This window comes from Bradyrhizobium sp. USDA 4449 (assembly GCF_054056275.1).
The window spans coordinates 6,430,147-6,457,092 of the sequence record NZ_JBSRYD010000001.1 but is presented as its reverse complement, the minus strand read 5'-3'; the positions used below and the strand labels follow the sequence as shown (position 1 = coordinate 6,457,092).

The following is a 26,946-nucleotide window of genomic DNA, read 5'->3' as shown; positions in this document are numbered from 1 at the left end:
AGCGAATTAGTGAACATCGACAGCAATGACGGTGTGGAGACAGCGCAAGTTCCCTCATCCCCGCCGCTCGCTTTATCGGCCATAGGTCTTATCTTAAAAGCCCAGCATTGAGCGACCGGGACCGAATACTCACATGCGCGAATTGTTCGAAGAAGCAGCCAGCCAGCCCCCGCCGGACCCGCGGGAATCGGCGCGTGCCTCCGCGCGCACGCCGCTGCGCAAACGCTTCTACAAGGAGGTGGGCGTCCTCGAGGCCGAGGGCGGCTTTGCCATCACGCTCGACGGCAGGCCGATCCGAACCCCTTCCACGCGCCAGGTGGTGATCCCGGCGCGGGCGCTCGCCGACGCCGTGGCCGCGGAATGGGCCGCCCAAACCGAGACGATCGATCCGGTGACGATGCCGCTGACGCGGATCGCCAACAGTGTGGTCGAGGGCGTCGTCGACCGCGTCGAGCTCGTCGCGGATGACCTCGCAAAATACTTCGAGACCGACCTGCTGTTCTATCGCGCCGGCCACCCCGAGGGGCTGGTCGCCCGCGAGGCCGCGCATTGGGATCCCGTGCTGTTCTGGGCCGCGGAGGCGCTGGGCGCGCATTTCATCCTGTCCGAGGGCATCATGCATGTGAAGCAGCCGGACGAGGCGCTCCGGGTCGCCGGCGCGGCGCTGCCTGATGATCCCTGGTCGGTGGCTGCCCTCCACATCGTGACGACCCTGACCGGCTCGGCGCTGCTGGCGCTGGCGCTGGCGCATGGCGTGCGCGACGCCGATCAGGTCTGGGCCGCCGCCCATGTCGATGAGGACTGGAACATCGACCAATGGGGCGTGGACGAGGAGGCCGCCGCCCGGCGGGCCAGCCGCTTGAGGGATTTCGAAGCCGCCGTAGCGGTTTTGACGGCCGTGAATCCGCCCGGGGTCAAAGGTCCTTAACGAGAGGTTTACGCCGCGGCCTTAGGGTGGGAGCACGTTCTCTCGGGCCCCCTAGATGGCGACGCCGATAAGCTCGATCATTCCCGTCAGTGCCGCCAGCCTCGTGGCTGATGCGGCCACGCCGGATCTTGTGCTTCAGGCCGGCAGCGTCGTCGACGCCAAGGTCGTCAGCGTGCTCGCGGACAATCTGGTGCGGATCGCGATCGCCAACCTCTCGATGGACGTGATGTCCGAGGTGTCGCTGACCCCGGGTCAACATCTCCAGCTCGCGGTATCGCGGAACGACGGCACCATCAGGCTGGCTGTCGTCAATGGGGCGGGCGAGGCGAGCGCCGATCAGGTCACGCTGACGCCGACGGCCGCCTCGCTGGCCGACAGCCCGTCGCTTGCGCCGTCAATGACCTCAGTCCGCAATTCCTTGACCCCGACCGAGCAGGTCGCCGTCACAGTCGCATCGGCCGAGGCCGCGACCAAACAGGGCAGCCAGGCGCCATTGTTTGCCAATCTGGCGTCGGTCGTCAGCGGCAGCGATCTGCCTGCTGGCCTGAAGCAGGCGGTGCTGGAGGTGCTGGCGCAACAGACGCCGCTCGACACTGCGCTGGATGGCGGCGATATCGAATCCGCCTTCCAGAAATCCGGCCTGTTTCTCGAAGCCTCGCTGGCCGCGGGGGGGACGCCATCGTCAGGTGCGGTACCGGATTTGAAGGCCGCGCTGCTGGTGCTGCGCCAGACGCTGGCCGTGACCTCAGCCACGCTCGAGCCCGCCGCGCCGCCGACGCAGGCCCTTGCGATTGCGACGAATGCCGTCACGCCGCAGCAGAATGCAGCTCCGGCGCTGCAGGTGGCCGGCGAAGCTGTGCAGACGGCGTTGCCAGGGCCCGAGGCGGGGGGCGCTCAACTCACGCAAATGCCGCGCGACGCCGCGCTTGCGGTTGCCGTGCTGAAAGACATGGCCGGCGAAACGGCGCAGGCAGCACTGCCGCGGGCCATCTCCGCAGGCCTTGCCGCAAGCTTGCTGCAGGAGGTCACGCAAAACCTGCCGCGCATGACCGGCAATGTGCCTGGCACGAACAAGGTGCTGCCTGACGGGCATGTCTTCGAAGCGGCCGGGCGTACGCCGCCGCCGCCGCCGTTCCGCGGCGCGCTTCCGTCGCCGCAGGCAATCGCCTCACCATCACTGACGCTGAATGCGCCGCTCGCTGCGACCGTGCATCGCCTGCTCGACGATACCGATGCCGCGCTCGCGCGGCAGACCCTCCTGCAAGTCGCTTCACTGCCCGACCGCGTCGATGCCGGCGGCCATCGCATCGATCCGAGCCTACCGCAGTGGAATTTCGAGATTCCGTTTGCGACGCCGCAGGGCACCGCGATGGCCCAGTTCGAGATATCGCGCGACGGCGGCAACGAAACGCCAGACACCGCCAAGCGCGCCTGGCGCGCGCGCTTCACGCTCAATGTCGAGCCGGCGGGCCCCGTGCATGCGCTGGTCACGCTCAACGGCGACAAGACCTTTGTGCGGATGTGGGCCGAGCGGCCGGCGACGGCGCAGCAACTCCGCGCCGGCATCGGTGAGCTCAATCAGGCGCTGACCAAGGCCGAGCTCAAGCCCGGCGACATCGTCGTGCGCGACGGCACCCCGCCGCAACCCGCGCCGGCCCGCGCCGGGCATTTCCTGGATCGCGCCACATGAGCGAGGAGTCCAAGCTCGCTATCGCGCTGCATTACGAGAAGGGCAGCGGCGCGCCCGTGGTCGTCGCCAAGGGCAAAGGTACGATCGGCGCCAAGATCGTCGAGATCGCCAGGGCCAACGACATCCCGATCGAGGAGAACGAGATCCTGGCCGGCGCGCTTTCGAAGGTCGAGCTCGGCGAAGAGATTCCGCCGGACCTCTACAAGGCCGTCGCCGAAGTGCTGGTGTTCGTGCTGCGGCTGTCGGGCCGCGCGCGCTAGCGCATCAGGTTGATCGGGCTCGTCATTGCGAGGAGCTCTTGCGACGAAGCAATCCAGGCTGTCACCCTGGAAAGACTCTGGATTGCTTCGCTACGCTCGCAATGACGGAGAATTTGGCACCGACGCGGGCCTATCCCAGCTTGAACAACGTCTGCAAAAATTCCACCAACGCTTTTCGCGAGGCCTCGGCCGTGGCGGGATTGCCGCCGACATGTGGATTGAGCTCGACGCAGGGGTCCTTGTAGGTGAAGGGCGCGTTGGTATCGCCGTTCATCAGCACGCCGCCGTCGCCCTCCCTGATGTGGCAATTGCGCACGGTCTGGGCATTGGCCGACACGGTGACCGAGGCGACGCCGAGCAGGCCGCTGTCAAAACCGTGCGCGCTGCGGCGAACTGCACGCCTGACTTGTTCCAGAGCTTGTGGAAGCGGTCGAGGCTCGCATAGAGCGTCGCCCGGCCGCCGCGCGATCCGTCGTCTTCTTCGCCGTCAGCGCCTGATCGGATCTGGAGCAAGCCTGGATCGGCTGGTCCGGTCAACTGATCAGCGCGGGCAAATCGCGCTCATCCCGCCGCGCGTGCACGGGGATCAGGCGCTTTTCTGGCGGCCGATCCGCCCCAGATGGGTGAAGCCGAAGCCGGCGTCATATTTCAGGCCGTAGCCCAGGGCCCGGTCGATGCCGATATGGGCGAGCCAGATCAAGGCGATGGACAGGGTCAACGGCGAGGAGAACCCTAAGCCCAGCGTCATCAGCGCCACCGGCGCCATGTAGCTGTGGGCGGCGTTGTAGACCAGCGCGCCGAGTCTGGCGTCCGACAGGTACGCCAGGAAGCTCAGATCCGGCACCAGGAAGAGCAGGGCGTAGAGCCACCAGGAGCCGCCCCAGGTCGCATAGAGCGCGGTCATGGCCGCGAACAGCGCGAGCCCCTCGAGCCGCAGCAGGATCCTGACGCCTCCGGTCACGGCACCCGTGCCAACTGCGCTCTCGTCCATGGTTCACCTCTCAGCAAAACTCTGGAATTCCTTGCGCCTTCAGGCTACCTCAAGGCAGCCCTGCGGCGCCGAAAGCCGCTTTCCGGCGCGCAAAATGCCGTGTTAGAACCCGCTTCACTTAAGGCTTAAGAACTGGCGGGAGCAAATGAAACATATCCTGGACGCCCTCGAAGACCGTCGCGCCGGCGCAAAGCTCGGCGGCGGGGAGAAGCGCATCGAGGCGCAGCACGCCCGCGGCAAGCTGACCGCCCGCGAGCGCATCGAGCTCTTGCTCGACAAGGGATCGTTCGAGGAGTTCGACATGTTCGTCGAGCACCGCTCCACCGAGTTCGGCATGGAGAAGAACAAGATCCCCGGCGACGGCGTCGTCACGGGGTGGGGCACCGTCAACGGCCGAAAGACCTTCGTCTTCGCCAAGGATTTTACGGTGTTCGGCGGCTCGTTGTCGGAAACGCATGCGCTGAAAATCACAAAACTCCAGGACATGGCGATGAAGGCGAGGGCGCCCATCATCGGCCTCTATGATGCGGGCGGCGCCCGCATCCAGGAAGGCGTCGCAGCGCTCGCCGGCTATTCCTACGTGTTCCGCCGCAACGTGCTTGCCTCGGGCGTGATCCCGCAGATCTCGGTCATCATGGGCCCATGCGCCGGCGGCGACGTCTATTCGCCTGCGATGACGGACTTCATCTTCATGGTGAAGAACACCAGCTACATGTTCGTCACCGGCCCCGACGTGGTGAAGACCGTCACCAACGAGGTCGTCACCGCGGAAGAGCTCGGCGGCGCCTCGGTGCACGCCACGCGCTCTTCGATCGCGGATGGCGCCTTCGAGAACGACGTCGAGACGCTGCTGCAGATGCGGCGCCTGATCGACTTCCTGCCGGCTAACAACACCGACGGCGTGCCGGAATGGCCGAGCTTCGACGACACCGCCCGTATCGACATGTCGCTCGATACGCTGATCCCCGACAATCCGAACAAGCCCTACGACATGAAGGAGCTGATCCTGAAGGTCGTGGACGAGGGCGACTTCTTCGAGATCGCGGAGAGCTTCGCCAAGAACATCGTCACCGGCTTCGGCCGTATCGCCGGCCGCACCGTCGGCTTCGTCGCCAACCAGCCGATGGTGCTGGCAGGCGTGCTCGACAGTGACGCCTCGCGCAAGGCCGCGCGCTTCGTTCGTTTTTGTGATGCCTTCAACATCCCGATCGTGACCTTCGTCGACGTTCCGGGCTTCCTGCCGGGCACCGCGCAGGAGTATGGCGGCCTGATCAAGCACGGCGCAAAGCTCTTGTTCGCGTACTCGCAATGCACCGTGCCGCTGGTGACGGTCATCACCCGCAAGGCCTATGGCGGCGCCTTCGACGTCATGGCCTCCAAGGAAATCGGCGCCGACATGAATTACGCCTGGCCGACCGCCCAGATCGCGGTCATGGGCGCCAAGGGTGCGGTCGAGATCATCTTCCGCTCCGACATCGGCGATGCCGACAAGATCGCCGCCCGCACCAAGGAATACGAGGACCGCTTCCTGTCGCCGTTCATTGCCGCCGAGCGCGGCTACATCGACGACGTCATCATGCCGCATTCGACCCGGAAGCGGATCGCGCGGGCACTGGCGATGCTGAAGGACAAGAAGGTCGAAGCGCCGGCGAAGAAGCACGACAATCTGCCGTTGTAGAATCCGCTTTGCAATCGGGATCTGGTAACCGCAATCCCATGACCGACGACGATCTGATCGACGAAATCTCCGACATCGAGGATCGGATCGAGCGGCTCGCCGGGATCGCCGAGCGTTGCCGGAAGTACATCCTGGCGTCCAAGATCGCGATCGGGGGCGGCGCGGTATTACTCCTGGTCACCATCCTCGGGTTGTTTGGATTGGGTCAGACCGCCGCGCTCGGCTCGATCGCGCTGGTGCTCGGCGGCATCGTCTCGCTCGGCTCGAACGTCAGCACGCTGCGGCAGTCGGAGGATGCGATCGGTGCTGCCGAGGCGCGCCGCGCGGCACTCATCGGCGGGATCGATTTGCGCGTGGTGGCCGATACGCCGATGAAGCTGGTGTGAGGCGCCGCCTTATGCAGCAGTCCTGACGGTCAAGAGCTCCAGCTCCGCGCGACATTCGGCGGCGAAGGCTCGCAGCCGTTCCGCGGTTTGCGGATCGAGGATCGCCTTCGCCAGGCGCTCGGCGCGGGCTACCTGCTCTCTGAGATAGTCGATGCGGGTCATGGGTCACCTTCCACCCCGACAATTTGAAGCAAATTGCTTCGTTCCAGCGGCCGTGAGCCTATGGCTAACATCGGGTTAACGATGTGCGGCAGGTCACATCCCGCGCGCCTTATCCGCTGCGGCGAAGTGCGCCATCTGATCGGCGTGGGCCTTTGCGAACGCCGGACGGCCTATCGCGCGCGCGACGTAGGCGCGGCAGGCGGGGCTGTCGGCCAGCCCGTCGAATTGATCGACGACGCGCAGGACGTCCGACATCAGGATGTCGGCGGCGGAGAACGATCCGGCCAGCCATTCGCGGCCGGCCAGCACCGGCTCGAGATGCTTGAGGCGGAGCTTCAGGAAGTCGTCGACGAATTTCCATGCCGCCGTATCGGTTGGGTGGCGCATGAACTTCGACATCGTCCACGGCAGGCTTGCCATCTCGACCGAGTTGAGCGCGGCGAACAGCCATTCCGTGGCTTCGCTGCGGCCGCGCCGATCTGATGGCATCAATTTCGGGCTGAGCCCGCCGAGATGCAGCAGGATCGCGCCGCTCTCGAAGATCGAAAGGTCGCCATCGGTCAGCCATGGCACCTGGCCGAACGGCTGGTGCACAAGATGTTCTGCGCCGCGGTCGTTGAATGGCGTGCTGGCAACGCGATAGGGCAGTCCAGCCTCTTCGAGCGCCCAGCGGACCCTGAGATCGCGCACATAGCCGCGCGGTGGCGGGGGAACCCAGTCGTAGGTGATCAACGTGAGGTCGACCATGCAGTGTCTCCATGCTGTCTCGAGCCTAGGACGGATGGAGCCGGCGCGTTCCGACAGGCCTGCGATGTTTTTTCGCCAAGCGAGACGCGTCGAATCTGAACGGTTGATTCAGCCGCAGTTCATGTCGGCGCCGCGACAATTCCTCTGCATCACTTGATCGATGAATCAGAGGATTGAGTCATGGAGCGCCGGAACTTTTTGAAACTTGCATTCGGTGTCGCGGCGGCAACTGCCGCGTTCACCGCCGCCGCACAGGCCGCGCCGCTGGCGCCGCGGGCGCTGGGGAACGGCAGCATGCCATCAGCCAATCCGGACGCTCATCCCGCCGTCACCACCAGTGAGGAACTAGCAGAGCTCAAGCCCGAGCAGGTGCGCTGGGGGCACGGCCACTGGTATCACCGTCACTGGGGCTGGCATCACCGTCACTGGGGCTGGCGTCACCGGCACTGGGGTTGGCATCACCGGCACTGGGGTTGGCGCCGTCGCTGGCACCGTCGCCATTGGCGCCACTGGTAAGGGCAGCGCCTGGACTGAAAAAGGGGATCGCGATTGCGATCCCCTTTTGGTTTGGGCCATTCACCGATATTGACCGCGCGAAAGATCAGAACGGACGGCAGCGGCCGGCGTACCAGCGGAAGCCGTAGGGGCAGACGCGCGGACGCACCACGACAACAGGCGGGGCGACCACAACAGGCGCGGGGGCGACGACGACGGGACCGCGCATGGGACGGCAGCCGCCATAGGGGCCACGGTACCAGCCTGGGCCGCAACCACCGGCGGCGCTGGCCGCCTCGCTGAAGCCGACGACCGCACTGGCGAGCATCACGGCGGCAAAGAGATATTTCATCCGATCTTCCTTCTGGTCCTCGGGAGCAAGTTCTCGGGCAGGGTTTTGCGCTTGCGGCGCACAAGGACGCGATTTGACACATTGATTTGGACACGTGCCGTCACGTTGCGATCCAAGCCTGCCAATCATGACGTGAATGCGGCATGAACATTCCCCGCGTGCTGCCTGAAGCGACAATTCGGCGTCGCTAGCGACCGAGAAAGCCCAGCACCAATTCCTTGTACTTCCCGGGCGCTTCCAGGAAGACGAGGTGACCGGTATCCGGAATAATCTCGGCGCGCGCATTCGGCATCTTCGCAGCAAACGCCGTTGCGAGCTCGGCATTCTGCCCCATCTTTGCGCGCAAGGCTTCCGGCGCCTTCGGCCGGCCCGGCGCGTTGTGGTCGTCGGCGCCCATGATGAACAGCGTCGGTTCGGTGATCTCAGCAATCTCGTGCGCAACCGGCTCGCGATAGATCATCTGCCCGGAAGAGACGAAGGCGCGCAGCCAGCGCGGGTAATCGGGGCTGCCCTTGATGTTGAAGCGGGCATCGATGAACGGCGTGATCGCCTCTGATGGCAGCTTGATCGCGTAGTTGGTCTGCAGCTGCTTGCGATAGCCGTCGGCGGTGAGCTTGTCCTCGCTCTCGATGATCTTCTCGGTCGGCGTTGGCGGCACGTAGAGGCGGTAATCTTCGAGCCCGATCGGCGCGGTCAGCACGAGATGGGAGACGCGGTCGGGATAGGCGCGGGCGATGCGTACCCCCAGCATGCCGCCGAGTGAATGCGCGATGATGTCGGCCTTGTCGATTTTGAGGTGATCGAGCAGTGCGATGGAGTTGCGCGCCAGATTATCGAAATGCAGTTCGCCTACAGGCTTGGACGATTTGCCGAAGCCGATCTGGTCGGGCACCACGACGCGGTAGCCGGCCTCGTTCAGCATCTTGATGACATCGGCCCAATAGCTCGACGGAAAATTGCGACCGTGCAGCAGCACCACGGTGCGCCCGTTCGGCTGCTCCGGCGCGATGTCCATGTAGGCCATGCTGAGCTGCTCGCCGTCGTTGACGACAGGCAGCAGATGCACGGGGTAGGGATAGGCAAAGCCCTCGAGCGAGATGCCATAGGGTTCGCGTTGCGGCGTGTCGGCGGCGCGGGCGGTGAGGGGAAAAGCGAGCAGGGCGGCGATGAGCGCGGCCGGCAGGATGGGGAACATGGGGGTCTCCGTTCACACGCGGTCGTGTGCTGCCACGCCAGGCCGTGATCAGTCCTTGCCGTTGCCGAACAGCACCGCAAACTGCTTCTCGCCGGTGCGGGTGAAATTCACCACGCGGCTGCCGGGCGTGGCGTCGCGCGCGGCCCATTTCAGCTCGGCAAAGCGCTGCATCATCGCGGCACCCAGGGTTCCGGCGAGATGGTGGCGCCGCTCGCTCCAGTCGAGACAGGCTTTGCAGACCGGGCGGCGCGGATGGCTGAGCATCTCCGATGAAATCTGCAAATTCTTGGCGAGGAAGCGCTCGCCTTCCGCCGTCAGCTCGATCTCCTGCTTCTTCTGCTTCACCAGGTTTCGTGCACGCAGGCTGTCGAGCATCTGCACGCCGAGATCGCCGGCGAGGTGGTCGTAGCAGATCCGCGCGCGCCGCAGCGCCGGATCCTTCGGCCCGGTGCGCACGCGCATATGGCCGGTGCGCGCAGCAAGCCCCGCAAGCCCTTCGAGCACGCCGGCGACATCGTCGTCGGTGAGGCGGTAGTAGCGGTGGCGGCCCTGCTTCTCCGGCTCGACCAGCCCGCCGGCCTCCAGCTTCGAGAGATGCGAGCTCGCCGTCTGTGGGGTGATGCCGGCCTCCTGCGCGAGCTCGCTCGCGGTGAGCGCGCGTCCGTTCATCAGCGCCGTGAGCATGTTGGCGCGGGCGGGATCGCCGACCAGCGCGGCGACCATGGCAATGTCGGGTCCTGATTTCATGCTTCGATCGTAGCCGAAGCATTGTAGCCGGGCAAGCGCGTAGTTTCTCGCCATCTCGCCATTTGCGAGGAACCCGTGACGAATTGCGAAGCAATTTGCACTGGTGCCGATGCAATCCAAACTCTCCCCGCGGAGGGATTCCCGGATTGCTTCGCTGCGCTCGCAATGACGGAGGAAACAGGAGAGCCCATGTCCGTCACAGTTTTCATCCGCTATCAGCTTGATCCCTTCAAGCGTGCGCAGTTCGAGGATTATTCGAAGCGCTGGCTCGCGATCATCCCGAAATGCGGCGGCGACCTGATCGGCTATTTCATGCCGCATGAGGGTACCAACAACATCGCGTTCGCGCTGGTCACCTTTCAAAGCCTCGCCGCCTACGAAGCTTATCGCGCGCGGCTGCGGCACGATGCCGAGGCGATGGCGAACTTCCATTTTGCCGAGGACAACAAATTCATCCTCGCGGAGGAGCGCACCTTCCTGCGCAAGGTGGTAATGTAGGTTACCAACATCAAGGAGACTGCCATGATCGCCGTGATCTTCGAAGTCTGGCCCAAGCCCGAGCACTGCCAGACTTATTTCGACCTCGCGGCCGATCTGAAGCCGATCCTGCAGGCCATCGACGGCTTCATCTCGGTTGAGCGGTTCGAAAGCCTGACTGAGAAGGGCAAGTTCCTGTCGTTATCGTTCTGGCGCGATGAGGCCGCAGTGCAGGCCTGGCGCAACACAATGGAGCACAGGCGCACCCAGGCCAAAGGCAGGGCGACGATCTTCGCCGACTATCACCTGCGCATCGCCACCGTCGTCAGGGACTACGGCATGAATGATCGCGAGCAGGCGCCGAAGGACAGCCGCGCGGTGCACGACGCGCACTAGCGCTGTCGAGCGCGCAACCCCATCTCTGCGCAGCCAACACGGGAGAGAAACATGCATGTGACAACTGCAGACAAGCGCGCAACATTCAGGAAGATGCACGAGAGCGGATGCTTCATTCTGCCCAATCCCGTCGATGTCGGGAGCGCCAAGGCGTTGCAGCATCTCGGTTTCAAGGCCATTGCGTCGTCGAGCGCGGGCTTTGCCTGGACCATCGGCAAGGCCGACAACCGCGTCACCGTCGAGGACGTGTGTCAGCATCTGGCAGCATTGAGCTCGTCTGTCGACATTCCCGTGAACGCGGATTTCGAGGGCGGCTTCGCGGTCGAGCCGGACAAGGTCGCGGAAAATGTCGCGCGCGGCGTGCGCACCGGCGTCGCGGGCCTGTCGATCGAGGATTCCACCGGCGACAAGGACAAGCCGATCTATGAGCGCGCGCTCGCGGTCGAGCGCATCAAGGCCTCGCGCAAGGCGATCGGCGACAGCGGTACGCTGCTGGTCGGCCGCTGCGAGGCGTATCTCTGGGGCGTGACCGATCTCAAGCTCGTCATCGACCGGCTGACCGCTTACGCGGATGCCGGCGCCGACTGTCTCTATGCGCCGGGCCTGAAGACGCGCGAGGACATCGCCGCCGTGGTGAAGGCCGTCGCACCCAAGCCGTTCAACCTGCTGATCGGCACGGCTGGCCTGTCGTTGAAGGAAGCCGAGGATCTCGGCGTGCGCCGCATCAGTGTCGGCGGCTCGCTCGCCCGCGCCGCCTGGGGCGGCTTCATGCGCGCGGCGAAGGAGATGGCGGAGAAGGGCACCTTCACCGAGCTCGGCACCGGCTATTCCGGCGGCGAGCTCAACAAGATGTTCGGATAGATCCATACGGAAGCGGCGGGACCTTTCGATCCCGCCGCTGTCGCTTCGTGTTGCAAATTGTTACTTCGCGCCGTCGGACGGGGTCTGCGTATCCGGTGCCGCCTTTGCCGCAGGCGTATCCGGGGCCGGTGCGGCCGGCTTGCTGGAGGCGGCGCCCGTGGTCACGCCCGGTGCGGTGTTGTTACGCGGGGTCACGTCCCGCATGCCGGGAGGCGCGGCCGGGTTGGCCGGAGCCGTCTGCTGCGCGGTCTGCGTCGCAGGCGTATTGCTCGCCTGGTTGCCCGTGCTGGAGTTGTTCAAGCCATAGAACACGGCACCCAGCACCAGGGCGATCGCCACCGCGAACAGCGCAACCTTGCCGCTGGAGGCGGGGCCTTCGCCGAGCTCAGGATCGACCTGAAGGTCGGCATCCCGGCGCGCCGCGCGAAGATACTCATCGTCGGCGAGGTTCGGGCGGTACGGATCGTTGGGAAAACGGTCGTCTGCCATCGATTGGGTCTCCTCGTTGTTACGCCGTGACAACCCTCGGCTGCGAGATTCTGTTCCGCCCCTCTTATGCTTTCGTCGGATGTTGCCCTCTCATGAGGAATCGGGAACCTGTTCCTCAAGAGCCGGTGGACCTGGGTTCCATGGCCGCAACGAGGGAACTGACCGATGTGGAGCTTGCCGCCAACCGACAGCGTGCTGCATCTTCTCGCGTATATCGCCATCTCGGCGGAGGGCATGACGGCAGCATTGGCGGCCGGCAGACGCAGCATGGACTATGTGGGTGTCTGCCTTCTCGCCTGTGTCACAGCGCTTGGCGGGGGCACGCTGCGCGACTTGTTTCTCGGTCACTACCCGCTGGTCTGGGTTGCAAATCCGGTCTACCTGGCGCTACCGGGCGGTTCGGCGCTCGTGACGATCCTGATGGCGCGACTCGTGCATCGGCTGCACGTCGCCTTCATCGTGCTGGATGCCATCGGCCTCGTCGTCTTCACCATGATCGGCTGCAACGTCGCCTGGCAGATGGATGCCTCGCTGCCGATCGTCATCGTTTCAGGCATGGTGACCGGCTGCGCCGGCGGTGTGTTGCGCGACGTGCTCTGCAACGATGTCCCGCTGCTGTTTCGCTCCGAGCTCTATGCCAGCGTTTCAGTCGTGACGGGACTATTCTACGCGACTGCATTCGGCCTCGAGCTCAACGCCGAGCTCTGGACGATCCTGACCTTCGTGCTCGGCCTCGGCTTCCGTCTGCTTGCGGTGCGCTACAAATGGGAGATGCCGAAATTCGTGTTCACGGGAGATGAGGAGCGGTGAGCGCTGTCGCGCGCGAATGGCGAATTGCGAATGGATCCGCCGTTCGCCGTTCACTTTTCCCATTCGTTCCTCAATTGCGCGCCTTCGCGACCTGCTCCGGCGTCACCAGCGGGCCGGCATTGCCCCAGGAGTTGCGGATGTAGTTCACCACAGCCGCGATCTCCTCATCCGACAATTGCCTGGCATAGGCCGGCATCTCGCCGGTGTTCGGCGCCCGCGGCGTCGTCACGGTGTGCGCGCCGTCGAGAATGACGCGCAAGGTGGAGGATGGATTGATCGATTGCAGCAGCGCGTTGCCCGGCAGCGGCGGATAGATGCGCGGCGCTCCGGTGCCGTCGGCTTCGTGGCAGGCGATGCAGAACTTTGCATAGACCGCCTGGCCGGCTTTCATCTCGCTCTCGTCAGGCGGCGTCACGATGGTCTCGCGGCGCGCCGGCGGCAGGCCCTTCAGGTAAACCGCGATGGCACGCACATCGGCATCGCTCATCTTCGAGGTCGAATTGACGATCACCTCGGCCATCGGGCCGCCGGCATGGCTCCGGGCATTGCGGCCGCTCTGTAGATATTCGGTGATGTCCTCGGCGCTCCACGATTGCAGCCCGCTGCGCGCGGCGCCATCGAGACGCGGCGCGTACCAGCCGTCGAGCTCGCTGCCGGTCAGCGCCTGCGCGCTCTTGTCCGCACCGAAGTAGTTCTTCGGCGTGTGACAGGCGCCGCAATGTCCGGGCCCGGTGACGAGATAGCCGCCCCTGTTCCACGTCGCGCTCTTGCTCTGGTCCGGCTCGAACAGGCCGGGCGTGAAGAACAGCAAGTTCCAGCCGCGCATCAGGACGCGATAATTGAGGGGCCAACGCAGCTCCGGCGGCTTGTTGCGGCTGACGACAGGTGCGAGCGTGCCGAGATAGGCGCGGATTGCCAGCGTGTCGTCCTTGGTCATCTTCGTGAAGTAGGGGTAGGGGAAGGCCGGGTAGTAAAGCGAGCCGTCCGGCGCGGTGCCGGTGCGCAGGGCGCGGGTGAAATTATCGTCGCTCCAGGCGCCGATCCCGGTCTCGCGATCAGGTGTCAGGTTCGGCGCATAGATCGCGCCGAACGGCGTGTCGATGCGTTTGCCCCCGGCGAACGGCTTTGCCGGATCGGCTGTGTGGCAGCCCGCGCAGTCGCCGGCCTCGACCAGCGTCTTGCCGGCGGCGATCAGCTCGGGCGACGGCTCGGCGGCAACTGCCGCGCGCGCAATCGCACTGCACAAGATCAGGCCCGCCAGAATCCCCCGCATCCTCGACCCTTCTTGCTGCGACTCATCGCCCATTCGCATCATACGGGCGTCACGTCATTTCGCGACGGCGGGCTATGGTGACACAAATTGAAAATCGCCAATGCCTTTCCGGCCACGAAATTGCGTTTTTTTCCCGCCGCCGCGGCAGGCCCAGATTTGTGATGCTTTGCGTTGAATATCCGACATAGAGTGGCGGCGATGGTCGGCGCGCCCTAGCTAAAAACAACGGGCAGGCAACGGCTTAAGCAGCCAACGCTCAAAAGGGCGGAAGAGGACAACGATGGGCATCAACCAGGGTCCGATCAGTCTCGATCAGAAATACACCCAGGACACCGGCCATATTTTCACGACGGGCATCCAGGCGCTGGTCCGTTTGCCGATGGCCCAGATTCGCCGCGACCGCGCCGCCGGCCTGAACACCGCGGGCTTCATCTCCGGCTATCGCGGCTCGCCGCTCGGCGGCTACGATCAGCAGCTCTTCGCCGCTCGCAAGCACCTCGAGCAGTACAACATCAAATTCCAGCCCGGCGTGAACGAGGATCTGGCGGCAACCGCGGTCTGGGGCTCGCAGCAGCTCAACCTCTCGCCCGGTGCGAAGTATGATGGTGTCGTGGGCATCTGGTACGGCAAGGGTCCGGGCGTCGACCGCTGCGGCGACGTCTTCCGCCACGGCAACGCGGCGGGCTCCGCCAAGAACGGCGGCGTGCTGTGCCTCGCCGGCGACGACCACGGCGCGAAATCCTCGACCGTCCCGCACCAGTCCGACCATGCCTTCATCTCGGCGCTGATGCCGTATCTCTATCCCTCGAGCATTCACGAGATGATCGAGATGGGCCTGCTCGGCATCGCGATGTCGCGCTATTCGGGCTGCTGGGTCGGCATGAAGGTGATCACGGAGACGGTGGAGACCACCGCCGAGATCGATCTCACCGACGAAATGAAGCCTTTCATCATCCCCCCGGATTTCGAGCTGCCGCCCGGCGGCCTCAATCTGCGCTGGCCCGACGATCGCTTCGAGCAGGACCGCCGCCTGCAGGACTACAAGGGCTTTGCCGCGATCGCCTTTGCGCGCGCCAACAAGGTCAACCGCATCACCATGGATTCGCCGAACGCCCGATTCGGCATCATGGCCTCGGGCAAGAGCTACGAGGACGTCCGCCAGGCGCTGCGCGAGCTTGGGATTACCGAGCAGGTCGCCGCCAAGATAGGCCTTCGCCTCTACAAGATCGGCATGCCCTGGCCGCTGGAGCCGGAAGGCGTGCGCCAGTTCGCTGTCGGGCTGGAAGAGATCTTCATTGTCGAAGAGCGCCGCGAGATCGTCGAGAACCAGGTGAAGCAGGAGCTGTTCAACTGGCGGGACGACGTGCGCCCGCGCATCGTCGGCAAGATGGACGAGCACGACAAGCGCTTCCTGACCTTCGCCGCCGAGCTCAGCGTTGCCTCGCTTGCGACCTCGCTGACCGAGCGACTGCTTCGACTTGATCTCAACCCCGAGATCGCGGAGATGCTCCGCGCCAAGGCCGACTGGTTCAACGGCCGCCAGGCGTCCCAGATGATCCCCACGGCGCCTGTCTCCCGCACGCCGTATTTCTGCTCCGGCTGTCCTCACAACACATCGACAAAAGTCCCCGAAGGCAGCCGCGCCATGGCCGGCATCGGCTGTCACTTCATGGCGCTGTGGATGGACCGCTCGACCGAGACGTTCACCCATATGGGCGGCGAGGGCGTGCCGTGGGTCGGGATCGCGCCTTTCACCAACGAGAACCACATTTTCGCGAACCTCGGCGACGGGACCTATTTCCATTCGGGCATTCTGGCGATCCGGCAGGCGATCGCCTCCAAGGCCAACATCACCTACAAGATCCTCTACAACGATGCGGTGGCCATGACCGGCGGCCAGCGCCACGACGGCGATCTGTCGCCGCAGAAGATCATGGCCCAGCTGCACGCCGAGGGCATCAGCGAGATCTATCTCGTCTCGGAGAACCCCGATGCCTATCCGGCCGACACGATCGCGCCCGGCGTCAAGAAATTTCACCGTGACGAACTGCAGAACGTCATGAAGATGTGCCGCGAGTACAAGGGCACTTCGGCGATCGTGTTCGTGCAGACCTGCGCCGCCGAAAAGCGCCGCCGCCGCAAGCGCGGCCTGATGGAAGATCCGGCGCGCCGGGTCATGATCAACCCGGCCGTTTGCGAGGGCTGCGGCGATTGCTCGGTGCAATCGAATTGCATCTCGGTCGAGCCGCTGGAGACCGAGTTCGGCCGCAAGCGCGCCATCAACCAGTCGTCCTGCAACAAGGATTATTCCTGCCTGAAGGGTTTTTGCCCGTCCTTCGTCACCATCGACGGCGGCGCGCCACGGCACCGAGCGCCGGCCGATCTCGGCGATATCGGCGCGATTCCCGAGCCGGCGTCGCGGCCGGCGCTCGACAAGCCCTACAACATCGCGGTCGGCGGCGTCGGCGGCACCGGTGTGCTCACCATCGGTGCGCTGCTCGGAATGGCCGCGCACATCGAAGGCAAGGCCTCGATGATCCTCGACATGTCCGGCCTTGCGCAGAAGGGCGGCGCGGTGCTGAGCCACGTGCGCCTCTCCGATCACCCGGCCGAGGTGACCTGCTCGCGCATCGTCACCGGTACGGCCGATGTCGTGCTCGCCGCCGACGAGGTGGTCGCAGTCGCCAAGGACACGATCTCGCTCTGCGATAGCACCCGCACCCGCGGCATCATAAACAGCCACCTGATCCCGACCGCCGACTTCGTCCTCAACCGCGACTTCGATTTCCAGACCCGCAAGCTGAACGGACTGTTAGAGACGGCGCTGCACAAGGATTCCGTGTTCTTCGACTTCACCAAGCCCGCGGAGCGGCTGCTCGGCGACAGCATCGCCACCAACATGATGATGATGGGCTATGCCTATCAGAAGGGACTGTTCCCGCTGTCGGCGGAAGCGATCGAGCAGGCAATCGAGGTCAACGGCGTCGCGATCAAGATGAACAAGGAAGCCTTCCGCCTCGGCCGCCTCGCGGTCGCGGATCCGGCACGCCTCGCCGAGATGCTGAAGGGCACGGACGAGGTCGCAGCGCCCAAGACACTGGATGCCATGACGCTCGACGAAGTCATCGAGCATCGCGTCAAGCATCTCACCGCCTACCAGAACGGCCGCCTGGCCAAGCGCTATCGCAAGTTGGTTGACCAGGTCCGTGATGCCGCGGTGAAGGGCGGCTACGGCGATGCGCTGCCGCGCGCAGTCGCGATCAACTATGCAAAGCTGCTCGCTTACAAGGACGAGTACGAAGTCGCGCGCCTCTTCACCGACGGCGCTTTCGCAAAACAGCTCAGCGACCAGTTCGAGGGCGACTACAAGTTCAGCTTCAACCTGGCCCCACCGATCTTGGCGAGCGGCGTCGATGCGCTGGGTCGTCCGAAGAAGCGCGCCTTCGGCCCGTGGATGCTGAAGGTGTTCGGTGTGCTGGCGAAGCTCAAATTCCTCCGCGGCACGCCGCTCGACTTCTTCGGCCGCAGCGCCGACCGCAAGCTCGAGCGCGATCTGATCGTCGGCTACGAGAAGGACGTCGCCACCGTGCTCGGCCTGTTGTCGCCGGTCACGATCGATACCTCGGTCGAACTGCTCTCGCTGCCCGACCGCATCCGCGGCTACGGCCCGGTGAAGGAGAAGGCCGTCGCCGACGCCAAGGCCCGTTACGCCCAGCTCGCCGCCGATTTGGCGAGCCCGCCGCCAGCGCCAAGGCAGATTGCCGCGGAGTAGGGCGGTCTGGTGGGGCGGATTAGCCAAGCGTGATCCGCCACCCCAGCTGCCGCGGAGGCCAAATCGGCGAATTACGCCTCCGGCTAATCCGCGCTGCGATTTATCCTTTTAAATCAACCACTGCTCTACTGTGCATGGGGTTGTTTTTCGAACGCGGGCCCATTTTTCGATCAAACGAAAATTGCTTGTGCCGTCGGGCTGAACACCGTTGGGATTTCCGCTGCCTCTTCCGTCATTGCGGGCGCAGCGAAGCAATCCGGAAATACACCCGCGGAGAAAGTCCTGGATTGCTTCGCTGCGCTCGCAGGACGGCGCGGGAGCAGAGCGGCCCTCCATGACCGACCTCGCTTGCGCCCACCCGCTGTCCTCTCGCCCGACGGAATATTTCCGCGCTTGCCAATCCGCCCGGTGCGGTTCAGAAAAAAGAGCCAAGAAGAAACGCGAGCGGAGACCTCTGTTTTGACCATCAAGGGCAAGGCCTACATTGCCGGGATCTACGAGCACCCGACCCGGCATGCGCCGGACAAATCCACCGCCCAGCTCCACGCCGAGGTCGCCAAGGGGGCGATCGAGGATGCCGGGATCAGCAAGGACGATGTCGACGGCTATTTCTGCGCGGGCGATGCGCCCGGGGGCGCCTGGCCGATGGTCGATTATCTCGGTCTCAACACGAAAAAACTTCGTCACGTCGATTCCACGGAGACCGGTGGTTGTTCCTACATCATCCACCTTGGCCATGCGGCTGAAGCAATCGCGGCGGGCAAGTGCTCGATCGCGCTGATCACGCTCGCCGGCAAGCCGCGCTCTGGCGTGATGCCGCCGCGGGCCGCCGGGGCCGAGCTCGATTTCGAATCCGCTTACGGCGCGACCACGCACAATGCCTATGGCATGTGTGCCATGCGCCACATGCACGACTATGGCACGACGAGCGAACAGCTCGCCTGGATCAAGGTCGCGGCCTCGCACCACGCGCAATACAATCCCCATGCGATGCTCAAGGACGTTGTGACCGTCGAGGATGTCCTGAACTCGCCGATGATCTCCGATCCCCTGCATCGCATGGACTGCTGCGTCGTCTCCGATGGCGGCGGCGCGCTGATCGTGACGACGCCCGAGATCGCCAGGAGCCTGAAGAAGCCGCTGGTCAAGCTGATCGGCCATGGCGAGGCGATGAAGGGCCCGCGCGGCGGCAAGGACCTCGATCTCACATACTCGGCCGGCATCTGGTCCGGCCCGCGCGCGTTCGAGGAAGCCGGTATCACGCCGAAGGACATCAAATACGCCTCGATCTACGACAGCTTCACCATCACGGTGCTGATGCAGCTCGAGGACCTCGGTTTCTGCAAGAAGGGCGAGGGCGGCAAGTTCGTCGCCGACGGCAATCTGATTTCCGGGGTCGGCAAGCTGCCATTCAACACCGACGGTGGCGGCCTTTGCAGCAACCATCCCGTCAATCGCGGCGGCATGACCAAGATCATCGAGGCCGTCAGGCAGCTGCGCGGCGAGGCGCATCCGAAGGTGCAGGTCAGGAACTGCGATCTCGCCATCGCCCACGGCACCGGCGGTCTCTTGGGTGTCCGCCACGCCGCCTCGACGGCCATTCTGGAGCGCGTGTGATGAGCGAAGCTAGGAAGTATCCGGCCCCGGTGACCAATCCGGAAACCGCGGCGTTCTGGGACGCGGCCAGGCAGGGCAAGTTCATGATCAAGCGCTGCACCGCCTGCGGCGAAGCGCACTACTTCCCGCGCTCGATCTGTCCGTTCTGCTACTCCGACAAGACGGTATGGGAAGAGGCGTCGGGCGAGGGCACGATCTACACCTGGAGCCTGATGCGGAAGTCGCCGAGCGGTCCTTATGCCATCGGCTACGTCACGCTGAAGGAGGGCCCGTCGGTGCAAACCAATTTCGTCGACTGCGATCTCGAGAAGCTGAAGATCGGTCAGAAGGTGAAGGTGGTGTTCAAGCCGACCGATGGGGCACCGCTGCCGTTCTTCACGCCGGTGTAGTTCTTACTTCCCTTCTCCCCTTGCGGGAGAAGGTGGCGCGAAGCGCCGGATGAAGGGTTCTCTCCACAGAGACTTTTGCCGAGGAAGCAACCCCTCACCCAAACGAGTTTGCCGCACGGCTCTCGTCGCCCTCTCTCACAAGGGGAGAGGGCACATTAACGAGCGCCGCTGCTCGCTGAGACAGACGCCGGGAGGAACACAAACAAATGTCCGCCAGATACGAAGAGCTCAAAGCCCTCAAAAACCTCGGCCAGAAATATGCCTATGGCGATCGCGAGGTGATGCTCTACGCCTGCGGCATCGGTCTCGGTGCCGATCCCTTGGACGAGAACGAACTCGCCTTCGTCAATGAAGGTACCTTCACGCCGCGGCCGCTGAAGGTGGTGCCGACCTTTGCCTCCGTCGCGGCCTGGGGCTCGGGCCCGGGCGAGATGAACCTCAACCGCGTCATGGTGGTCGATGGCGAGCGCGACATCACCTTTCACCAGCCGCTGCCCGTGGCCGCGAACATCACCGCCGATTCTTCCGTCGTCGAGGTCTACGACAAGGGCAAGGACAAGGGCGTCGTCATCTCGCACCAGACCGTGCTGAAGAACGAGAAGGGCGAGAAGCTCGCCACGCTGGTCGCCTCCCGCTTTGCCCGCGGTGATGGCGGCTTCGGCGGGCCGAACCTGGCTCAGCCCGATCCGCACAAGATGCCTTCGCGCGCACCCGACAAGACCATCGACATCGTCACGCGCCCTGACCAGGCGCTCGTCTATCGCCTCTGCGGCGATCGCAACCCGCTCCACAGCGATCCCGAATTCGCCAGGAAGGCCGGCTTCCCGCGCCCCATCCTGCACGGCATGTGCACCTACGGCATCACCTGCCGTGGTGTGCTGCAGACCTATGCCGACTACGACGCATCAGCCTTCCGCCAGCACGTCGCGCGGTTCTCCTCGCCTGTTTATCCGGGTGAGACGGTGACCATGGACCTCTGGAAGGACGGCAATGTGATCTCGTTCGAAGCCAAGGTGAATTCGCGCGGCGTTACGGTGATCAAGAACGGCAAGACGGTGCTGGGCTAGGGAGATCTCGTGTCCCGGACGCAGCCTTTCACGCTGCATCGCGTTTCGGACAGGGAACAGCAAAACAGGGAGAAACCATCATGGGATTACTCGACGGCAAGGTCGCGCTGATCACCGGCGCGGGCGGGGGGCTCGGTGAGGCCTACGCAAAGCTGTTCGCGCGGGAAGGGGCCTCGGTCGTCGTCAACGATCTCGGCGGGCCCCGCGACGGCTCCGGCGCCGACACCTCGATGGCGCAGCTCGTGGTGGACGCGATCAAGGCCGAGGGCGGCAAGGCGGTCGCGAACGGCGCCGACATCTCGACCATGGAAGGCGGCCAGTCGGTGTTCGACGACGCCATCAAGCATTTTGGCCGCGCCGACATCCTGGTCAACAATGCCGGCATTTTGCGCGACCAGACCTTTCACAAGGCCTCCGAGGCCGACTGGGACAGGGTCATCAAGGTGCATCTGAAAGGCACCTTCTGTTGCACGATGCCGGTGTTTCGCTGGATGCGGGAGAACGGCGGCGGCGTCATCGTCAACACCTCATCGACCTCAGGGCTGATCGGCAATTTCGGCCAGACCAATTACGGGGCCGCCAAGGGCGGCATCTGGGGCCTCTCCAACGTGCTGGCGATCGAGGGCCGGAAGTACAACATCCGGATCTGGACGCTCGCCCCGGGCGCACTGACCCGCATGACCGCAGACCTGCCCCGCTACAAGGAGAACCCCTCGGCGGCGCTTGGGCCGGACGGCATTGCGCCGGCCGTGCTATACATGGTCAGCGATTTGTCCGGCGATCAGACCGGCAAGGTGCTGGGCGTGTCCGGGCCCCGTGGTGTGCGCGAAATGCGGATGATGGAGATGGAAGGCTGGAAGCCGCCGCACACGGGCTGGAACGCCCAGGACATCGTTGAGCATGCCCGGGAGATCTTCTTCTCCGAAGAGCAGATCAAGATGGGCGCGCGGCGGTTTTAGGCTGATTGTGTCATTCCGGCTTCGCGCTTCCGCGCGTCCGGGAATGACGGAGAAAGAGAGAGACTGATGAGACTCACCGCCGACGCTAAGGGCACCTTCGCAATCGCGCCGACGCCGTTCCACGACGACGGCCGCATCGACGAGCGCTCGATCGATCGCCTGACCGATTTCTACGAGGAGGTCGGCTGCGACGGCGTCACGGTGCTCGGGATTCTCGGCGAGGCTCCGAAGTTGGACGCCGCCGAAGCCGAGCAGGTGGCGGTGCGCTACGTCAAGCGCGCCAAGAAGATGCAGGTGATCGTCGGGGTCTCGGCGCCCGGCTTTGCCACCATGCGCTCGCTGGCCAGGGCCTCGATGGACGCGGGCGCCGCCGGCGTCATGATCGCGCCGCCGCCCTCGCTTCGCACCGACGACCAGATCGTCGGGTATTTCAAGCAGGCGGCCGAGGCGATCGGCCCCGACGTGCCATGGGTGCTCCAAGATTATCCACTGACGCTCACGGTGGTGTTCACTCCCGCCGTGATCCGCAAGATCGTCATGGACAATCCGAACTGCGTGATGCTCAAGCACGAGGACTGGCCGGGCCTGGAGAAGATCACGACGTTGCGCGGCTTCCAGAAGGATGGCTCGCTCCGTCCGCTCTCGATCCTCTGCGGCAATGGCGGCACGTTCCTGGACTTCGAGTTGGAGCGCGGCGCCGACGGTGCCATGACCGGCTACGCTTTCCCCGAGCTTCTGATCGACGTCGTCAACCTTTCCAAGGCCGGCAAGCGCGATGCCGCGCATGACATCTTCGACGCGCATCTGCCGCTGATCCGCTACGAGCAGCAGCCCGGCGTCGGCCTCACCGTGCGCAAATACGTGCTGCAGAAGCGCGGCATCATCGCCTCCAGCGCACAGCGCAAGCCGGGGGCAACGATAACGGCAACGGCAAAGGCGGAAGTCGATTATCTCTTGTCGCGCGTCGCTCGTTTCGACAAGCGCGCCAATCTCGGCCCGCAATCCAGCGCCGCAGGTTAGTTGAATGCCCGAGATATCAGCATCACGCCCGGCCTCGACGATCCTTCTGCTTCGTGACGGAGCGAAGGAAGTCGAGATCTTCATGATGGTGCGCCATCATCAGATCGAGTTCAACTCGGGCGCGCTGGTGTTTCCCGGGGGAAGCGTGGATGCCGGCGATCAGGAGATCGTCAAGCGTTCCGATCTCTACTCGGGCGGTGAAGCCTTGAGCGAAGCGGACCGCGGTTTTCGGATCGCCGCGATCCGCGAAACGTTCGAAGAGAGCGGCATCCTGCTGGCGCGTTCCAATGGTTCGAACACGCCTATCGACGCGAAGCGCGCCGGCGAGATCGCCGACGCGCATCGCGTCGCGCTCAACGAGCACAAGATCAGCTTTCTCAGCATTCTCGCCGATAACGATCTCCAGCTCGCGCTCGACACGCTCGTGCCCTATGCGCACTGGATCACGCCGGAGGGGATGCCCAAGCGCTTCGACACCTGGTTCTTCCTCGCCGCGGCACCGCCCGACCAGCTCGGCGCGCATGATGGACGCGAGTCCACCGATTCGATCTGGTTGTCGGCGCGCGAGGCAGTGGAGGGCGGTGAGAGCGGTCGCTTCAAGTTGCCGTTCCCGACCACGCGCAATCTGATCCGGCTCGCCAAGCAGCCGAACGTGAAGGCGGCACTCGAGCATGCCAAAGGCATGTCCATTGTCACGGTGATGCCGGTCATGACCAAGACCGAAACCGGCCGCCAGCTCCGCATCCCCCGCGAAGCAGGCTATGACGGTGAGGTGTTCGAGGTCGGCGCGGTCGGCTAGAATACTTCGATATCAAACGAAGTATTGGGGAGCGCCGAGGCCCTGAAGTTCGTCCATGGCAGCGTGGACCGATCGCCATGGACCTCAGGTTTCCGGCCCGGCGGCCCAGCCGTCGCTAAACCATCATGAAAAACAACCCGTTCCGCCTCGCGGAGGCATGTTCCCCCGGAGGGGCGATACGGCGTATATAGGGCGGGTATGGAGTCCGGTTCAGCCCCAATGTCCGTCGAAACGCCACCGAATCCGCCGCAGAAGCGATCGTTTTCGCTGTCGATCGGCCAGATGACGTTCGGCAGCTTCATCCTGGTGCTGGCGGTGATCATCGTCACCTCGACTGCCAGCGTGATCGCGATCCGGCATATCGACGCCACCTTCGCCGAACTCCAGCGGCTGCAAAGCGTCGGCGACCTCGCAGAGGACATCGACCGCCGCATGAACGATTTGCGGCTCGCCGCGCGTGACTTCGTCACCGATCCCGGCGCCGGCATCCAGTTCAAACAGGTCGGCGAGGCGGCCTCGACGCTGAGCGACATCCTCAAGAAGACCCGAATCGAGCTGGCGCCCGAACAGCAGGACATGATCGACGGCGTCTCCGAGCGGCTTGCGACCTACCGGAGCGGGCTGGACCGGATATCGACCTTGATCGATCGCCGTGCGCAACTGCTAGCCGGGCTGCCCCCGCTGCGCGACCAATTCGACGCCGCGGTCTCCGAAAGCGGCGACCGTGATCTCGCCGCGCGCCTGTCGGAGGCCCAGAGCCGGATCGCGCTTGGATTGCTCGCGCGCAATCCCTCCGCAGCCGAACAGGCCGCGCTGGGCATGCGGACAATGGACATTGCCGATGGCAAGCTGAAGACCGCGGTGAACAATTACGCCGATGCCATCATCGCAGTCGCGGTGCGCGAACGGCAGATCGCCGATATCGATCGTGAGGTGCTGGGAACCGAGGGCCGGTTGATCGGCCGCGTCACCGAATTGCTCCGTGACGTCAGCGACCGCCGCGGCCATGTGCTGTCGCGCGACTTCGCCCGGACGCTTGCGGAAGCGCGCTGGCAGAGCATCGTGCTCGGCAGCATGGGCGTGTTGATCGGCATCCTCGCCGCCGTTTTCGTCGTGGGGCGGACGGTGCGTCCGTTGGCCCAGATCGCGCGCTCCATTCGTGCCCTCGCGGCGGGCGAGAAAAGGACCTCGATCCCGTCGGCCGATCTCAACAACGAGATCGGCGATATTGCCCGCGCGGCGGAGGTGTTCCGCCGCGCGCTGGAGGAGGCCGACACGGCACGCGAAGCGGCGGTGCGGGCGCTCACCGAGCAGCGGCTGGCGGAAGAGAGCTATCGCAAGCTATTCGAGGGGTCGGTCGACGGCATTTACGTGACGACGCCGGCAGGCGATCTCCTCAACGCCAATCCGGCGCTGGCACGGATGATGGGCTATGACAGCCCGCAGCACCTGATCGACAGCATCAACGATATCGCCCACACCATCTATGTCGATCCCGAGGCCCGCGTGGAGTACCAGCGGCTGATGCATCGCGACGGCATTGTGCGCGAGTTCGAGTACCAGGTCCGCCAACGCAGCGGCAACATCCTCTGGCTCTCCGACAGTGCGACGGGGGTACGGGACGAGCAGGGCACGATCGTCCGCTACGAGGGTACGTTACGCGACATCACCGACCAGAAGCGGGCGGAAGATGCCATCGCCGAAGGCCGGCGCCTGCTCCAGCAGGTCATCGACACCGTGCCCGCCGTCATCAACGTCAAGGACCGCGACCTCCGTTACGTGCTGATGAACCGCTATATGGCAGGCATCTTCGGTATCGAACCCGGCGATGCGCTCGGCCGCACCACCGCCGATCTGATGTCCCGCTACGGCGCCGCCAAGACCGACGAGAACGACAAGCGCGTGCTGGCCTTGCGAAAGGGGCTCGGATTCTACGAGGAGGAGTACAAGGACGCCTCCGGCAACATGCGGCAATGGCTGGTCAACAAGCTGCCGCTGCTCGATGCCGAGGGTGAGATCGAGCGGATCGTCACCGTGGCGCTCGACATCGGCGAGCGCAAGCGCGGTGAACAGGAAATGCGGAAGGCCAAGGACTCCGCTGAGACCGCGCTGCGCAATCTGCGCGAGACCCAGGCCTCGCTGATCGAGGCCGAAAAGCTCGCGGCCCTCGGACGCCTGGTCGCCGGCGTGGCGCACGAGGTCAACAACCCCGTCGGCATCAGCCTGACTGTCGCCTCGGCGCTGGAGCGCAAGACCGCGATGTTCACTGCCGAGGTCGAGCGCGGCGAGCTTCGCCGCTCGACCCTCAACGATTACCTCAACACCAGCCGCGACGCCTCCTCGCAGTTGGTCTCCAATCTCAACCGCGCCGCCGAGCTGATCCAGTCCTTCAAACAGGTCGCGGCCGACCGCAACTACTCTGACCAGCGCAGCTTCGACCTCGCCGACCTCACCGAGCAGGTGGTGATGAGCCTGCGCCCGGGGCTGCGCAAGCAGAATCTCACGCTCAACGTCGAGTGCCAGCCTAACCTGACCATGAACAGCTATCCCGGCCCGTACGGCCAGGTGCTGACCAATCTGTTCCTGAATTCGGTCGCGCATGCTTTTCCGAACGGACGTCCTGGCATCATCGACATCCAGGTGCGCGAATCCGGCAAGGACAATGTCGAGATTATCGTCTCAGACAATGGCTGCGGCATGTCGCTCGACGTGCGCCGCCGTGCCTTCGATCCGTTTTTCACGACGCGGCGCGACCAAGGCGGCACCGGTTTGGGGCTGCACATCGTCTACAGCATCGTCACCAACCGGCTCGGCGGGCGACTCGATCTCGTTTCCGAGCCGGGCAGCGGTACGCGGATCCAGATCATCCTGCCGCGCACGGCGCCGCTGGAGCAGGCTGCCGAATAGACCTGTGGCTAGTCGGCGTCTACAAGCTTGTGCAGGGTGGCGCCGAAAATCAGGCTGGCCTTGCCAACCAGCGCCGTGCCGGTCATCTCCGCGCGGGTTTCCGTGTAGGTGCCGCTGACGCCGATGCCAACGGGGGCAGGGCCGCCGAACAGCGGATTGTCGTCGCCGCGCGGCGAGGTGTGCCGTTGCACCAGCACCTCGCCCTTGAACGTGTGGTCGTCCTTCACCACGTAGCTGCCGGTGTAGTAGAGGTAGGCATCGCCGCCAAGGATCTTGCCGTCGCGAAAAAGAATCACGCCGCTACCCTTGCCGGCTCGGCCATCGAGCAGGCTCACATGGATCGAATAGAGGCCGTTCTTCATTGCGCCCCGTCGGCCGGACGCCATCGCCCAATGGCTAAACCGGTGAGGCTTTTATGCCAAAGCGCAACCCCTCGCGCAACGCGGCAGTTTCGCTTGGCTGCCCGCCCGTTGTATCTG

Annotated in this window: 27 protein-coding genes and 1 pseudogene; 18 read left to right on the top strand and 10 right to left on the bottom strand. The window is 64.6% G+C overall.

Annotation, left to right across the window (positions count from 1 at the left end; genetic code table 11):
- Positions 1-133: 133 nt before the first annotated feature.
- Genes ACVIIW_RS30300 through ACVIIW_RS30290 form a run of 3 tightly spaced genes read left to right on the top strand, consistent with a single transcriptional unit; the run spans position 134 to position 2,878 of the window.
- A complete protein-coding gene (locus ACVIIW_RS30300) occupies positions 134-928 on the top strand; it encodes an ATP12 family chaperone protein (protein WP_456704068.1) in 795 nt (264 codons plus the stop codon).
- Between the two features lie 55 nt (positions 929-983).
- Complete coding sequence (locus tag ACVIIW_RS30295) at positions 984-2,618, top strand: flagellar hook-length control protein FliK (RefSeq protein ID WP_456704067.1); 1,635 nt, start codon at positions 984-986, stop codon at positions 2,616-2,618.
- Positions 2,615-2,878, top strand: coding sequence for an EscU/YscU/HrcU family type III secretion system export apparatus switch protein (locus ACVIIW_RS30290; RefSeq protein WP_456704066.1), 264 nt, complete (start codon positions 2,615-2,617; stop codon positions 2,876-2,878). Before ACVIIW_RS30295 ends, ACVIIW_RS30290 begins: the two co-directional genes overlap by 4 nt.
- Before the next feature lie 130 nt (positions 2,879-3,008).
- On the opposite strand, the pseudogene ACVIIW_RS30285 reads toward ACVIIW_RS30290, so the two are convergent.
- Positions 3,009-3,346, bottom strand: a pseudogene (locus ACVIIW_RS30285) (hypothetical protein); the annotation flags it as partial.
- Between the two features lie 118 nt (positions 3,347-3,464).
- Positions 3,465-3,869 carry a DUF4260 domain-containing protein gene (locus ACVIIW_RS30280; protein WP_456704065.1) on the bottom strand — a complete coding sequence of 135 codons (405 nt, stop codon included), beginning with the start codon at positions 3,867-3,869 and terminating at the stop codon, positions 3,465-3,467.
- A 145-nt stretch (positions 3,870-4,014) separates the two neighbouring features.
- Here ACVIIW_RS30280 and ACVIIW_RS30275 point away from each other — a divergent pair, with 145 nt between their 5' ends.
- Complete coding sequence (locus ACVIIW_RS30275; RefSeq protein WP_456704064.1) at positions 4,015-5,547, top strand: acyl-CoA carboxylase subunit beta; 1,533 nt, start codon at positions 4,015-4,017, stop codon at positions 5,545-5,547.
- A 38-nt stretch (positions 5,548-5,585) separates the two neighbouring features.
- Complete coding sequence (locus ACVIIW_RS30270; protein ID WP_456704063.1) at positions 5,586-5,933, top strand: hypothetical protein; 348 nt, start codon at positions 5,586-5,588, stop codon at positions 5,931-5,933.
- A 9-nt stretch (positions 5,934-5,942) separates the two neighbouring features.
- Here the strand turns inward: ACVIIW_RS30270 and ACVIIW_RS30265 are convergent, their stop codons facing one another.
- A complete protein-coding gene (locus tag ACVIIW_RS30265) occupies positions 5,943-6,095 on the bottom strand; it encodes a hypothetical protein (protein WP_456704062.1) in 153 nt (50 codons plus the stop codon).
- Between the two features lie 93 nt (positions 6,096-6,188).
- On the bottom strand, positions 6,189-6,842 hold the full coding sequence (locus ACVIIW_RS30260) for a glutathione S-transferase family protein (RefSeq protein WP_456704061.1): 654 nt from the start codon (positions 6,840-6,842) through the stop codon (positions 6,189-6,191).
- Between the two features lie 180 nt (positions 6,843-7,022).
- On the opposite strand from ACVIIW_RS30260, the gene ACVIIW_RS30255 reads away from it, so the two are divergent.
- Positions 7,023-7,358 carry a twin-arginine translocation signal domain-containing protein gene (locus tag ACVIIW_RS30255; RefSeq protein WP_456704060.1) on the top strand — a complete coding sequence of 112 codons (336 nt, stop codon included), beginning with the start codon at positions 7,023-7,025 and terminating at the stop codon, positions 7,356-7,358.
- A gap of 85 nt (positions 7,359-7,443) precedes the next feature.
- On the opposite strand, the gene ACVIIW_RS30250 is transcribed toward ACVIIW_RS30255, so the two are convergent.
- The 3 genes from ACVIIW_RS30250 to ACVIIW_RS30240 all read right to left on the bottom strand — a co-directional run bounded on the left by ACVIIW_RS30250 (position 7,444) and on the right by ACVIIW_RS30240 (position 9,631).
- Positions 7,444-7,689 carry a GCG_CRPN prefix-to-repeats domain-containing protein gene (locus ACVIIW_RS30250; protein WP_456704059.1) on the bottom strand — a complete coding sequence of 82 codons (246 nt, stop codon included), beginning with the start codon at positions 7,687-7,689 and terminating at the stop codon, positions 7,444-7,446.
- 187 nt (positions 7,690-7,876) lie between these two features.
- The gene (locus ACVIIW_RS30245; protein WP_456704058.1) at positions 7,877-8,884 is read right to left on the bottom strand and encodes an alpha/beta fold hydrolase; all 1,008 of its coding nucleotides are present in this window, start codon (positions 8,882-8,884) and stop codon (positions 7,877-7,879) included.
- 48 nt (positions 8,885-8,932) lie between these two features.
- Positions 8,933-9,631 (bottom strand): ArsR family transcriptional regulator, encoded by a 699-nt coding sequence (locus tag ACVIIW_RS30240; RefSeq protein WP_177243638.1) that lies wholly within the window; start codon positions 9,629-9,631, stop codon positions 8,933-8,935.
- Positions 9,632-9,820: 189 nt separating this feature from the next.
- On the opposite strand from ACVIIW_RS30240, the gene ACVIIW_RS30235 reads away from it, so the two are divergent.
- The 3 genes from ACVIIW_RS30235 to ACVIIW_RS30225 are packed head-to-tail and all read left to right on the top strand — an operon-like array spanning position 9,821 to position 11,365.
- On the top strand, positions 9,821-10,129 hold the full coding sequence (locus tag ACVIIW_RS30235) for an NIPSNAP family protein (RefSeq protein WP_456704057.1): 309 nt from the start codon (positions 9,821-9,823) through the stop codon (positions 10,127-10,129).
- A 24-nt stretch (positions 10,130-10,153) separates the two neighbouring features.
- Positions 10,154-10,504, top strand: coding sequence for an antibiotic biosynthesis monooxygenase family protein (locus ACVIIW_RS30230; protein ID WP_456704056.1), 351 nt, complete (start codon positions 10,154-10,156; stop codon positions 10,502-10,504).
- A gap of 51 nt (positions 10,505-10,555) precedes the next feature.
- On the top strand, positions 10,556-11,365 hold the full coding sequence (locus tag ACVIIW_RS30225) for an isocitrate lyase/PEP mutase family protein (protein WP_456704055.1): 810 nt from the start codon (positions 10,556-10,558) through the stop codon (positions 11,363-11,365).
- A gap of 60 nt (positions 11,366-11,425) precedes the next feature.
- Here ACVIIW_RS30225 and ACVIIW_RS30220 read toward each other — a convergent pair whose 3' ends face one another.
- On the bottom strand, positions 11,426-11,854 hold the full coding sequence (locus ACVIIW_RS30220) for a hypothetical protein (RefSeq protein ID WP_456704054.1): 429 nt from the start codon (positions 11,852-11,854) through the stop codon (positions 11,426-11,428).
- 165 nt (positions 11,855-12,019) lie between these two features.
- On the opposite strand from ACVIIW_RS30220, the gene ACVIIW_RS30215 reads away from it, so the two are divergent.
- A complete protein-coding gene (locus tag ACVIIW_RS30215; RefSeq protein ID WP_456704053.1) occupies positions 12,020-12,664 on the top strand; it encodes a trimeric intracellular cation channel family protein in 645 nt (214 codons plus the stop codon).
- 70 nt (positions 12,665-12,734) lie between these two features.
- On the opposite strand, the gene ACVIIW_RS30210 is transcribed toward ACVIIW_RS30215, so the two are convergent.
- Positions 12,735-13,937, bottom strand: coding sequence for a c-type cytochrome (locus tag ACVIIW_RS30210; protein WP_456704052.1), 1,203 nt, complete (start codon positions 13,935-13,937; stop codon positions 12,735-12,737).
- Between the two features lie 280 nt (positions 13,938-14,217).
- Between ACVIIW_RS30210 and ACVIIW_RS30205 the strand changes: the two genes are divergently transcribed.
- The 8 genes from ACVIIW_RS30205 (at position 14,218) to ACVIIW_RS30170 (ending at position 26,467) form a co-directional block, all read left to right on the top strand.
- Positions 14,218-17,709 (top strand): indolepyruvate ferredoxin oxidoreductase family protein, encoded by a 3,492-nt coding sequence (locus ACVIIW_RS30205; protein WP_456704051.1) that lies wholly within the window; start codon positions 14,218-14,220, stop codon positions 17,707-17,709.
- 459 nt (positions 17,710-18,168) lie between these two features.
- A complete protein-coding gene (locus tag ACVIIW_RS30200; RefSeq protein WP_456704050.1) occupies positions 18,169-19,326 on the top strand; it encodes a thiolase domain-containing protein in 1,158 nt (385 codons plus the stop codon).
- Complete coding sequence (locus ACVIIW_RS30195) at positions 19,326-19,715, top strand: Zn-ribbon domain-containing OB-fold protein (protein ID WP_456704049.1); 390 nt, start codon at positions 19,326-19,328, stop codon at positions 19,713-19,715. The genes ACVIIW_RS30200 and ACVIIW_RS30195 overlap by 1 nt, the downstream gene beginning before the upstream one ends.
- A gap of 206 nt (positions 19,716-19,921) precedes the next feature.
- Positions 19,922-20,782: a MaoC/PaaZ C-terminal domain-containing protein gene (locus tag ACVIIW_RS30190; protein ID WP_456704048.1), complete on the top strand. Its 861-nt coding sequence runs from the start codon at positions 19,922-19,924 to the stop codon at positions 20,780-20,782.
- A gap of 80 nt (positions 20,783-20,862) precedes the next feature.
- A complete protein-coding gene (locus tag ACVIIW_RS30185) occupies positions 20,863-21,741 on the top strand; it encodes an SDR family oxidoreductase (protein WP_456704047.1) in 879 nt (292 codons plus the stop codon).
- 66 nt (positions 21,742-21,807) lie between these two features.
- The gene (locus tag ACVIIW_RS30180) at positions 21,808-22,761 is read left to right on the top strand and encodes a dihydrodipicolinate synthase family protein (protein ID WP_456704046.1); all 954 of its coding nucleotides are present in this window, start codon (positions 21,808-21,810) and stop codon (positions 22,759-22,761) included.
- Between the two features lie 4 nt (positions 22,762-22,765).
- Positions 22,766-23,560: an NUDIX hydrolase gene (locus tag ACVIIW_RS30175; RefSeq protein WP_456704045.1), complete on the top strand. Its 795-nt coding sequence runs from the start codon at positions 22,766-22,768 to the stop codon at positions 23,558-23,560.
- A 219-nt stretch (positions 23,561-23,779) separates the two neighbouring features.
- The gene (locus tag ACVIIW_RS30170) at positions 23,780-26,467 is read left to right on the top strand and encodes a PAS domain S-box protein (protein WP_456704044.1); all 2,688 of its coding nucleotides are present in this window, start codon (positions 23,780-23,782) and stop codon (positions 26,465-26,467) included.
- Between the two features lie 8 nt (positions 26,468-26,475).
- Here the strand turns inward: ACVIIW_RS30170 and ACVIIW_RS30165 are convergent, their stop codons facing one another.
- On the bottom strand, positions 26,476-26,829 hold the full coding sequence (locus tag ACVIIW_RS30165) for a GrlR family regulatory protein (protein ID WP_456704043.1): 354 nt from the start codon (positions 26,827-26,829) through the stop codon (positions 26,476-26,478).
- Positions 26,830-26,946: the final 117 nt, after the last annotated feature.

Excerpts from the sequence above, each read along its gene's own strand:
- ACVIIW_RS30300 (WP_456704068.1), top strand. The coding sequence starts at position 134 with ATGCGCGAATTGTTCGAAGAAGCAGCCAGCCAGCCCCCGCCGGACCCG.
- ACVIIW_RS30295 (WP_456704067.1), top strand. The coding sequence starts at position 984 with ATGGCGACGCCGATAAGCTCGATCATTCCCGTCAGTGCCGCCAGCCTC.
- ACVIIW_RS30290 (WP_456704066.1), top strand. The coding sequence starts at position 2,615 with ATGAGCGAGGAGTCCAAGCTCGCTATCGCGCTGCATTACGAGAAGGGC.
- ACVIIW_RS30280 (WP_456704065.1), bottom strand. The coding sequence starts at position 3,869 with ATGGACGAGAGCGCAGTTGGCACGGGTGCCGTGACCGGAGGCGTCAGG.
- ACVIIW_RS30275 (WP_456704064.1), top strand. The coding sequence starts at position 4,015 with ATGAAACATATCCTGGACGCCCTCGAAGACCGTCGCGCCGGCGCAAAG.
- ACVIIW_RS30270 (WP_456704063.1), top strand. The coding sequence starts at position 5,586 with ATGACCGACGACGATCTGATCGACGAAATCTCCGACATCGAGGATCGG.
- ACVIIW_RS30265 (WP_456704062.1), bottom strand. The coding sequence starts at position 6,095 with ATGACCCGCATCGACTATCTCAGAGAGCAGGTAGCCCGCGCCGAGCGC.
- ACVIIW_RS30260 (WP_456704061.1), bottom strand. The coding sequence starts at position 6,842 with ATGGTCGACCTCACGTTGATCACCTACGACTGGGTTCCCCCGCCACCG.
- ACVIIW_RS30255 (WP_456704060.1), top strand. The coding sequence starts at position 7,023 with ATGGAGCGCCGGAACTTTTTGAAACTTGCATTCGGTGTCGCGGCGGCA.
- ACVIIW_RS30250 (WP_456704059.1), bottom strand. The coding sequence starts at position 7,689 with ATGAAATATCTCTTTGCCGCCGTGATGCTCGCCAGTGCGGTCGTCGGC.
- ACVIIW_RS30245 (WP_456704058.1), bottom strand. The coding sequence starts at position 8,884 with ATGTTCCCCATCCTGCCGGCCGCGCTCATCGCCGCCCTGCTCGCTTTT.
- ACVIIW_RS30240 (WP_177243638.1), bottom strand. The coding sequence starts at position 9,631 with ATGAAATCAGGACCCGACATTGCCATGGTCGCCGCGCTGGTCGGCGAT.
- ACVIIW_RS30235 (WP_456704057.1), top strand. The coding sequence starts at position 9,821 with ATGTCCGTCACAGTTTTCATCCGCTATCAGCTTGATCCCTTCAAGCGT.
- ACVIIW_RS30230 (WP_456704056.1), top strand. The coding sequence starts at position 10,154 with ATGATCGCCGTGATCTTCGAAGTCTGGCCCAAGCCCGAGCACTGCCAG.
- ACVIIW_RS30225 (WP_456704055.1), top strand. The coding sequence starts at position 10,556 with ATGCATGTGACAACTGCAGACAAGCGCGCAACATTCAGGAAGATGCAC.
- ACVIIW_RS30220 (WP_456704054.1), bottom strand. The coding sequence starts at position 11,854 with ATGGCAGACGACCGTTTTCCCAACGATCCGTACCGCCCGAACCTCGCC.
- ACVIIW_RS30215 (WP_456704053.1), top strand. The coding sequence starts at position 12,020 with ATGTGGAGCTTGCCGCCAACCGACAGCGTGCTGCATCTTCTCGCGTAT.
- ACVIIW_RS30210 (WP_456704052.1), bottom strand. The coding sequence starts at position 13,937 with ATGCGGGGGATTCTGGCGGGCCTGATCTTGTGCAGTGCGATTGCGCGC.
- ACVIIW_RS30205 (WP_456704051.1), top strand. The coding sequence starts at position 14,218 with ATGGGCATCAACCAGGGTCCGATCAGTCTCGATCAGAAATACACCCAG.
- ACVIIW_RS30195 (WP_456704049.1), top strand. The coding sequence starts at position 19,326 with ATGAGCGAAGCTAGGAAGTATCCGGCCCCGGTGACCAATCCGGAAACC.
- ACVIIW_RS30190 (WP_456704048.1), top strand. The coding sequence starts at position 19,922 with ATGTCCGCCAGATACGAAGAGCTCAAAGCCCTCAAAAACCTCGGCCAG.
- ACVIIW_RS30185 (WP_456704047.1), top strand. The coding sequence starts at position 20,863 with ATGGGATTACTCGACGGCAAGGTCGCGCTGATCACCGGCGCGGGCGGG.
- ACVIIW_RS30180 (WP_456704046.1), top strand. The coding sequence starts at position 21,808 with ATGAGACTCACCGCCGACGCTAAGGGCACCTTCGCAATCGCGCCGACG.
- ACVIIW_RS30175 (WP_456704045.1), top strand. The coding sequence starts at position 22,766 with ATGCCCGAGATATCAGCATCACGCCCGGCCTCGACGATCCTTCTGCTT.
- ACVIIW_RS30170 (WP_456704044.1), top strand. The coding sequence starts at position 23,780 with ATGTCCGTCGAAACGCCACCGAATCCGCCGCAGAAGCGATCGTTTTCG.
- ACVIIW_RS30165 (WP_456704043.1), bottom strand. The coding sequence starts at position 26,829 with ATGAAGAACGGCCTCTATTCGATCCATGTGAGCCTGCTCGATGGCCGA.